The sequence below is a fragment of the Streptomyces boncukensis genome (assembly GCF_011045075.1).
GTDB classification, from domain to species: Bacteria; Actinomycetota; Actinomycetes; order Streptomycetales; family Streptomycetaceae; genus Streptomyces; species Streptomyces boncukensis.
Genome location: NZ_JAAKZZ010000340.1, coordinates 1 through 8,389 on the forward strand (window position 1 = coordinate 1; position 8,389 = coordinate 8,389).

An 8,389-nucleotide genomic window follows, 5' to 3' on the forward strand; every position below is an offset into this window, starting at 1 on the left:
GGCCGTCTGCGCGGCGCTGGCGACGCTCGCCGCCGCCAGCACGCTGCTGCCGCTGGTGGACCCGGCGACCTGGATCCTGCAGGCGGCGCTGCTGGTGGGCATCCAGACCGGGGTCGGCGCGGTCGCCCGGCGGGTGCCGCTGGCCCGGCCGGTGACCGTGCTGGTGCAGGCGCTGGCCGCGCTGCTGATGCTGACGCTGATGTTCGCGCGGCAGGAGGCCCTGGGCGGGCTGCTGCCGAGCCCCGCGGTCTTCGACCGGTTCGGCGACCTGCTGTCGGCAGGCGGCCAGGACGTGAGCCGGTTCGCCATACCGGCGCCGGTCACCGACGGCATCCGGCTGATGCTGGTGGGCGGGGTGCTGGCGGTCGGGCTGCTGGTGGACGCGCTCGCGGTGACCTACCGCAGCGCGGCGCCCGCTGGCCTGCCGCTGCTGGCGCTCTACTCCGTCGCGGCCGGGCTCTCGGACGGCGGGTCGCGCTGGCTGTGGTTCCTGGCCGCGGCCGGGGGCTTTCTGCTGCTGCTGCTCGCGGAGGGGCGGGAGCGGCTCGCGCAGTGGGGGCGGATCTTCGCGGACCGCTCCCGGCCCGGCTCGGCGCCGTACAGCCCGGCCGTCGGCGGCACGGCCGTCGCGCCGGTCCGCACGGGGCGGCGGATCGGGGTGCTGGCGCTGGGCATCGCGCTGGTGGTGCCGGCCGTGCTGCCCTCGATGAGCGGCGGCCTGCTGGAGTCGGCGCGGGAGCGGAACGCCGGGAGCGGCGGCGACGGCGGCAAGATCACCGCCGTGCGGCCCGAGGTGTCGCTCCAGGACAGCCTCAACCAGCCGGAGAACCGCACCGTCCTCACGTACACCACGGACACCGAGGAGACGCAAGAGCTGTATATGCGGATCGTCGCCCTGGACGACTTCGACGGCTCGACGTGGAAGTCCTCCGAGCGGCGCATCACCTCCATCCCGGAACCGATGCCCACGCCGAAGGGCCTGGCGCCGGAGGTGAAGACGCAGACGGTCCGCACGAAGATCTCCGCCGCCGGCTGGTACGCGCAGGACTGGCTGCCGATGCCGTACCCCGCCAACCGGGTCGGCATCAACGGGAAGTGGCGCTTCGAGCCGGAGGGCCGCACCCTCGTCGGCTACCAGGGCCAGACCACCCGCGGGGTGCGGTACCAGGTGGAGAGCCTGCTCGTGGAGCCGACCGCGCGCCAGCTGCGGCAGGCCCCGGAGCCGGCCCCCGAGATCGAGCGCGAGTACACCCGGGTGCCGGACTCGCTGCCGTCCGTGGTGCACGAGACGGCGCGGCGCGTCACCCGTGGCGCCACCGACGACTACCAGCGCGCCGTCAAACTGCAGGACTGGTTCGCGCGGGAGGGCGGCTTCCGCTACGACACCCAGGTGCGGTCCGGCACCGGCTCGGCCGCCATCGCCAACTTCCTGGAGAACAAAGAGGGCTTCTGCATCCACTTCTCCTACTCGATGGCCGCCATGGCGCGCACCCTGGGCATCCCGGCCCGGGTCGCGGTCGGCTTCATCCCGGGCGCGGCGGAGGGCGACGGCTCGATAGCGGTCGGGCTGCAGGACGCCCACGCCTGGCCCGAGCTGTACTTCGAGGGCGTGGGCTGGACCCGCTTCGAGCCCACCCCGACGCGGGGTACGACGCCGTCGTACGCGCGGCAGGACGCACCCGACCGCGACGCCGACCCGAGCGAGCGGCTGCCGGACCCGGGCCAGGACGCGTCCCCGTCCCCGAGCCCTTCCGCGTCCGATCAGTGCACACCGGAGGAGAAGCGCTCCAACCCGGACTGCGGCGCCGCGCTGCCCGCGGCGGACAGCGGCGCCGGGAGCGGCGGCTTCCCGGCGGAGACCGTCGCGGCGGTGACCGGCGGTGTCCTGCTGGCGCTGCTGCTGCCCTCCCTGCCGCTGCTGTGGCGGACCCGGAAGAGAGCCCGGCGGCTGCGGGAGCCCCCGGCGGGCGCAGGGCCGGACGCGGTCGCCGCTTCCGTGGTGGCGGTGTGGCGGGAACTGCTGGACTCCGGCTGGGACTTCGGCATCGTCCCGGAGGACTCGGCGACGCCGCGTACCGCCGCGGCGCGGATCGCACGGATCGGCGAGCTGGGCGAGGCCGAGACGGAGGCGGCGCACCGGGTCGCGCTCGCGGTGGAGCGGGTGCTGTACGCGCCGGCGCCGCGGGGGGCGGAGTCCGCCGGGCCGGCCGAAGGGCTCGCGGACGAGGTGCGCCGGGTACGGGCCGGGCTGTGGGAGGCCGCGCCCCGGCGGCTGCGGCTGCGGGCGCTGCTGCTGCCGCCGTCGACGGTACGGGCGCTGTGGGCGGCGTCGAGCTGGTGGGCGGCGGTCCGCCGGCGCGCAACCCCCCGCCTCCGGCGCGCCTGACCGGATGAGAGGGGCGTCCCGCGAAGAGCGGGGCGCCCCCTGACCCCTGACCCCGGCACCGGGCCCCGGGCCCGCGAGGGTCCACCGGAGGGAACGGGGTTCACCGAACCCGGACAGCACCATGGGCGGCCCTGCTCTCAGCAGATGCCGCCCATGTCAGGGAAAAGCTCTCAGCGCCCCTCGTCGCGCCTCCGCTGCCACCGTTCCTCGATGCGGTTCATCATCGAACGGCGGCCACGTGACGGCCTGCGCCCCTGCTGCTGTCGGCCGGCCTGCGGCGGCTGTGGCCCCTGGGCGTCCTGGCCCTGCTGCTCACCGGCCTTCGGCGCCTTGCGCCAGCCGGTCACCGCGAGAACAGCGCATCCGAGCATCACGAGGAATCCCACGACGCTCACCCAGATCTGCTGCGCGACCATCCCGGCCATGAGGAGCGCGATGCCCACCAGAAAGCCTGCGATAGCTTGATAGACCCGCTTGCGGGTGTACCGGCGCAGCTCACTTCCTTCGAGCGCTGTCGCGAACTTGGGATCTTCGGCGTACAGCGCTCGCTCCATCTGCTCGAGCATCCGCTGCTCGTGCTCAGAGAGCGGCACGGAGTCCTCCTACTCGTCGGTCGCGGGGGCGACCGTCTGCGACCCTTCAAGGATAGGCAGGGAATCGCCCCCGTGAAACCCGCCCCTCTACGCCAATTCCTCCCACCAAGCCCGACATGCCGGACGGTGGCTCCGAGCGACGTATTGCGTTCATTCCCGCACCACCTTTCCGCCATGCCGGACGGTGTCCCTCGATCATACGGCGCGTAGCCGATGATCGGGCGGGCTGTGCGGCAGCCCACTGTCAAGGCTGCGCGAGCCGCTGCCCATCCGCCAGTCAGCCCGCGGGGACCTCGGCCAGCACATGCAGCTGGCTGGCCACCGCGTGGAAAGCGGGCAGCTCAGCGGCCGCCGCCTCCAGCCGCGCGAGCGCGTCCAGCGCGTCCGGCTCGGCGTCCACCAGGGCGCCGGGCACCAGGTCGGCGAAGACCCGGACCCCGTGGGTGGCGACCACCTCCAGCCCGGTGCCGCCGACCAGCCCGGCCAGCTGCTCGGGGGTGAACCGCCGGGGCATCGGATCGCTCTCGCCCCAGCGCCCGCCCTCCGCCGTGAGGGCCAGCCGGGCCTCGGTGAAGTGCCCGGCCAGCGCGCGGCCGAGCACGGCGCCGCCCAGCCCGGCGGCGAGCACACTGAGCACTCCCCCGCCGTCCGTGCGCAGCGCCGCGACCGCGTTCCGCAGACCCTCCGCCGGGTCGTCCACATACTCCAGGACGCCGTGGCAGAGGACCGCGTCGTAGCCGCCGCGCTCCGCGACGTCGAAGAGGCCGCGCACATCGCCCTGCACACCGCGCACCCGGTCGGCGACGCCCGCCTCGGCGGCGCGCCGCTCCAGCGCGAACAGCGCGTTCGGGCTGGGGTCGACCACGGTGACGCGGTGGCCGAGGCGGGCGACGGGCACCGCGAAGTTGCCGGTGCCGCCGCCGGTGTCGAGGACGTCCAGCTGGGCGCGGTCCGCCAGCTTGGCCCGCCGGTCCAGGGCGCCTCGCAGGACGTCCCAGACCACGGCTGTACGGATCGATGCGCTGGGGCGGGACATGGCGGCTGCTCCTCGGCTCTGTGACGGGCGTTCTCCACCCTAATGGCAGGTGGTGAGGGCGTAGGCCAACCGGACGAGGGGGCTTCCGCGCTTCCCGCCCGGCTCAGACCACCCGGGCGCGCGGCAGCGCCGGCTGCGGGACCAGCATCCGCTCCACCATCCGCAGGAAGACCCCGGCGTCCCGGAGCAGGTCGTCCGCTTCCCGCCAGCTCGCGGCGCCCTCGATCCCGGCCTCGGCCCGCGCCCGGCGCGCAGCGCCGGAGGCGAACAGCCAGCTCCACTCGGCCAGCTCGGGCGCGACCTCGGGCAGGATCTCCCACGCGCTGCGTATCCCCGGGCGGCGGGCCCGGCGGACCCGCTGGGCGCGGCGGGCGCCCCGCCCGCCGGGCGGGGGCTCGGCCTCCGGCCTGCCGCGCACGGCGAGCACGGCGGCGGCCGTGCGGAGGGCCGCGAGGTGGGCGGTGGCATAGCGCTCGTTGGCCGTCTGCATCGTCGCGGCCTCGTCCAGGCCGTGCTGTGCCTGGGCGAGCAGGTCGAGTGCCGCGGGCGGCGCCGACGCGCGGCGCAGCACCGGATGGACGTCGGTCTCGGACACGTGAACCAACCTCCCGTAGGCGGTTGCCGGTTCGCCGTAAGCCGCGAACCGGCTGTATGGGTCCATCGTGGAGCATGCCACTGACAATCGGCCCCGACCTGCGCAAACACCATGTGACCACCCCCCTCGCGAGACAGGGGGCGGCATGGGGCACAATTTGATCTGACCAGTCAGTTCAAATTCGGGCGAGGAGGCAGCACGTGGCGGAGGAGCACGCGGAGCACACGGGACACACGGAGCACGCGGGGCACGCCGTCGCGGCGGAGGGCCTCGGGCTCCGGGGCCCGCGGGGCCCGGTCTTCGAGGGGATCACCTTCACCGCTCCCCCGGGTTCGCTGATCGCGCTGGAGGGCCCCTCCGGGTCGGGCCGCACCTGCCTGCTGCTCACGCTCACCGGCCGGATGAAGCCGACGGCGGGACGCGCCGAGGTGTACGGGCACCGGCTGCCGAAGCGCCTGGCGGCGGTGCGCCGGATCAGCGCGCTGGGCTCCGTACCGGGCGTCACCGACCTGGATCCCGCGCTGACCGTCACCGAGCAGCTGCGCGAACGGGTGCTGCTGCAGCGGCGGTTCAGCGAGTCGGTGCGCGCGCTGCTGCGCCCGCGCCGGGAGCGCGCCGCCGCGAGCCGCGCCCGGCTGGAGGGCGCGCTCGGCGCCGTCGGGCTGGACCTGGACGCGCTGCCCCGGCGCTCCCGCACCGCCGTGCGGGACCTGGGCCGGCTCGACGAGCTGCGGCTGTCGCTCGCGCTGGCACTGCTGGGCGATCCCCTGCTGCTGGCCGTCGACGACGCCGAGGTCAAGCTCTCCGACGGCGAGCGCGCCGAGATGTGGGCCCTGCTGCGCTCCCTCGCCGGGACCGGCCGCACCGTGCTGGCCAGCTGCGCCGCCGCGCCGCCCGAGGGGGCGCTGGTGGTGCGTACCGCCCCGCGGGGCGAGGACACGGACGACGGGACCGGGACCGGGACCGGGAACGAGACGAACGGAGGGGCGGCCGATGCGCTTGCCGAGGCTAGCCGCGCTTGAGCTGAAGCGGTTCGGCAGGGGGCGGCTGCCGCGCGCGGCGCTCGCCGCGATGCTGCTGCTTCCGCTGCTGTACGGGGCGCTGTACCTGTGGTCCTTCTGGGATCCGTACGCCCGCCTCGACAAGATCCCCGTCGCGCTCGTCAACGACGACCAGGGCGCCACCGCCCAGGGCGAGAAGGTGGCCGCGGGCGACTCGATCGCCCAGGGGCTGCGGGACAGCGACACGTTCGACTGGCAGGAGACCAGCGCGGCCGAGGCCCGCAAGGGCATCGAGGACGGCCGCTACTATCTGTCGCTGCGCATCCCCGCGGACTTCAGCAAGCGCGTCTCCTCCAGCTCCGGGGACTCCCCCGAGACGGGCGCGCTGAAGGTCGAGGCGAACGACGCCAACAACTACATCGTCGGGCAGATCTCCCGCAGCGTCTTCTCCGAGGTACGCGCCTCGGCCTCCAGCAAGGTGTCCCGCGGCTTCTACGACAAGATCTTCGTCTCCTTCTCCTCCCTGCACGGCGAGACGGCGAAGGCCGCCAAGGGCGCGGACGACCTCGGCGCCGGCATCGGCAAGGCCAAGAAGGGCGCCGCCGACCTCAAGCGGGGCCTGTCGGACGCCAAGGGGGGCAGCGGCAAGCTCAAGACCGGCACCCGCGACCTGCACAGCGGCGCCGGCAGCCTCCAGAAGGGCGCCAAGCGGGTCGCGGGCGGCACCCAGAAACTGGCCGACAAGGTGAACAAGGCGGACGGCGCCGCCCGCGAGGTCCGGTCGTACCTCAAGGAGCACGGCGGCGACATCGGCAAGGCCACGCGCGACGTCGCCAGGACCAGCAAGCAGCTGCGCGCGGACCTGAAGCGGCTGCCCGGCGAGGCCGCCTCGGCCCGGACCGCGTCGCGCCGGTCCGCCGACGCGCTCGGCAAGCTCCACACGGCCCAGTGCACCGGCGCGCCGGAGCCCGGACCCGGGTGCCCGGAGCTGAAGAAGGCCGCCGACGCGTCCGAGCAGGCAGCGAAGGTCGCCGCGTCCGTCGACGACGCGGTCCGGAACCACCGGAGCGCCGACGCTCTGGACCGCCGGCTGAAGGACCTCGACCGGAAGGCCGGCCGCCTCGCCCAGCGCGCCCCAGCCCTCGGGCAGGACATCGACACCGCCGTCCAGCAGATCAACACCCTGAACCGGGGCGCGCAGCAGGTCGCCAAGGGCGCGGGCACCCTGCGCTCCGGGCTGGCCACCGCGCAGTCCGGCGCCGCCGGGCTGGACACCGGGCTGGGCAAGCTCAGCAAGGGCGCCGCCTCCCTGGACGGCGGGCTGTTCCAGCTCGCCGACGGCTCCAGCAAGCTCGCGGGCGGGCTGCACGACGGCGTCAAGAAGATCCCCGACTACGGCAAGAAGCAGCGCGAGGACCGCTCCGGCGTGATGGCCGACCCGGTGGGCCTGGTCTCCGGCAAGGCGCACGCCGCGCCCAACTACGGCACCGGCTTCGCGCCCTACTTCATCCCGCTCTCCCTCTGGGTCGGCGCGATGGTCGCGTACATGCTGCTCCAGCCGCTCAACAAGCGCGCCCTCGCCGCGGGGGCGCCCGGCTGGCGGATCGCGCTCGCGGGCTGGCTGCCGGTCGCGGCGATCGGCACCGTACAGGTGGCGGCGCTGATGAGCGTGCTGCACTGGGGGCTGGGGCTGCATATGGCGCGGGGCGCGGGCACGGTCGGCTTCCTGCTGCTGGTGACGGTGTGCTTCACCTCGCTCGTGCAGTTCCTGAACGCCCGGTTCGGGCCGGCCGGGCGGATCCTCGTGCTGGCGATGCTGATGCTCCAGCTGACCTCGGCCGGAGGCACCTACCCCATCCAGACCAGTCCGGGCTTCTTCAACGCGCTCCACCCCTTCCTGCCCATGACGTACGTCGTCGAAGGGCTGCGGCACCTGATCACGGGCGGCGGACTGGGACCGGTGTGGAGGGCGTGCGGGGTGCTGCTGGCCTTCACGGCGGGCGCCCTGGCGCTGACGGCGGTCACCGCGCGCCGCAAACAAGTGTGGTCCTTGAACCGGCTGCGGCCCGAGCTCACCCTGTGAGGAGAGAATCACCCCATGACGACCGCCCGCAGCACACCGCCCCGCACCTCCCCGCCGCGCAGCCGCGAGACCACCCGCCAGAAGCTCTTCCAGGCCGCCGTGACACTGATCGCCGAGCAGGGCTTCTCCTCCACGACGGTTGACGAGATAGCCGAGCGGGCGGGCGTCGCCAAGGGCACGGTCTACTACAACTTCGCCAGCAAGACGGAGCTGTTCGAGGAGCTGCTGCGGCACGGCGTGGAGATGCTCACCGCCGACCTGCGGGAGGCCGCCGGGTCCGCGGCGCGGCGGGGCGGCGGCCGGGTGGACGCGCTGGACGCGATGATCCTCGCCGGACTGCAGTTCATCGACCGCTATCCGGCCTTCACCCAGCTCTACGTGGCCGAGCTGTGGCGCACCAACCGCGCCTGGAACGACACCCTCATGGTGGTGCGCCAGCAGGCCGTCGCCGTCGTGGAGGAGGAGCTGCGCCAGGGGGTGGCGGAGGGCGAGCTGAGCGAGGAGATCGACATCCAGCTCACCGCCGCCGCGCTGGTCGGCATGGTGCTGGTGGCCGCGCTGGACTGGAAGGCGTTCCAGCCGGAGCGCTCCTTGGAGGAGGTGCACGGGGCGCTGTCGCTGCTGCTCCAGGGCCGGGTGGGCGGCCGTGGGCGGTTGCGGTAGGCGACGCGTTCGCCCGACCGCCCACGGCCGTC

7 protein-coding genes are annotated in these 8,389 nt (G+C 74.3%); 4 read left to right on the forward strand and 3 right to left on the reverse strand.

What is annotated here, in order from left to right; translation table 11 throughout:
• On the forward strand, positions 1 to 2,386 hold a 2,386-nt coding region (locus G5C65_RS25830; protein ID WP_241266054.1), incomplete at its 5' end, for a transglutaminase TgpA family protein.
• Between the two features lie 170 nt (positions 2,387 to 2,556).
• Here G5C65_RS25830 and G5C65_RS25835 read toward each other — a convergent pair.
• The 3 genes from G5C65_RS25835 to G5C65_RS25845 form a co-directional block, all read right to left on the reverse strand.
• Positions 2,557 to 2,979 (reverse strand): DUF3040 domain-containing protein, encoded by a 423-nt coding sequence (locus tag G5C65_RS25835; protein ID WP_165301334.1) that lies wholly within the window; start codon positions 2,977 to 2,979, stop codon positions 2,557 to 2,559.
• A 277-nt stretch (positions 2,980 to 3,256) separates the two neighbouring features.
• A complete protein-coding gene (locus tag G5C65_RS25840; protein WP_165301335.1) occupies positions 3,257 to 4,015 on the reverse strand; it encodes a methyltransferase in 759 nt (252 codons plus the stop codon).
• 103 nt (positions 4,016 to 4,118) lie between these two features.
• Positions 4,119 to 4,676, reverse strand: coding sequence for an SAV_6107 family HEPN domain-containing protein (locus G5C65_RS25845; protein WP_165301336.1), 558 nt, complete (start codon positions 4,674 to 4,676; stop codon positions 4,119 to 4,121).
• A gap of 134 nt (positions 4,677 to 4,810) precedes the next feature.
• Between G5C65_RS25845 and G5C65_RS25850 the strand changes: the two genes are divergently transcribed.
• The 3 genes from G5C65_RS25850 to G5C65_RS25860 are packed head-to-tail and all read left to right on the forward strand — an operon-like array spanning position 4,811 to position 8,357.
• The gene (locus tag G5C65_RS25850) at positions 4,811 to 5,632 is read left to right on the forward strand and encodes an ATP-binding cassette domain-containing protein (RefSeq protein WP_165301337.1); all 822 of its coding nucleotides are present in this window, start codon (positions 4,811 to 4,813) and stop codon (positions 5,630 to 5,632) included.
• Positions 5,604 to 7,694 carry a YhgE/Pip family protein gene (locus tag G5C65_RS25855; protein WP_165301338.1) on the forward strand — a complete coding sequence of 697 codons (2,091 nt, stop codon included), beginning with the start codon at positions 5,604 to 5,606 and terminating at the stop codon, positions 7,692 to 7,694. Before G5C65_RS25850 ends, G5C65_RS25855 begins: the two co-directional genes overlap by 29 nt.
• 15 nt (positions 7,695 to 7,709) lie before the next feature.
• Positions 7,710 to 8,357: a TetR/AcrR family transcriptional regulator gene (locus tag G5C65_RS25860; RefSeq protein ID WP_165301339.1), complete on the forward strand. Its 648-nt coding sequence runs from the start codon at positions 7,710 to 7,712 to the stop codon at positions 8,355 to 8,357.
• Positions 8,358 to 8,389 lie beyond the last annotated feature (32 nt).

Excerpts from the sequence above, each read along its gene's own strand:
- G5C65_RS25840 (WP_165301335.1), bottom strand. The coding sequence starts at position 4,015 with ATGTCCCGCCCCAGCGCATCGATCCGTACAGCCGTGGTCTGGGACGTC.
- G5C65_RS25860 (WP_165301339.1), top strand. The coding sequence starts at position 7,710 with ATGACGACCGCCCGCAGCACACCGCCCCGCACCTCCCCGCCGCGCAGC.
- G5C65_RS25845 (WP_165301336.1), bottom strand. The coding sequence starts at position 4,676 with ATGGACCCATACAGCCGGTTCGCGGCTTACGGCGAACCGGCAACCGCC.
- G5C65_RS25855 (WP_165301338.1), top strand. The coding sequence starts at position 5,604 with ATGCGCTTGCCGAGGCTAGCCGCGCTTGAGCTGAAGCGGTTCGGCAGG.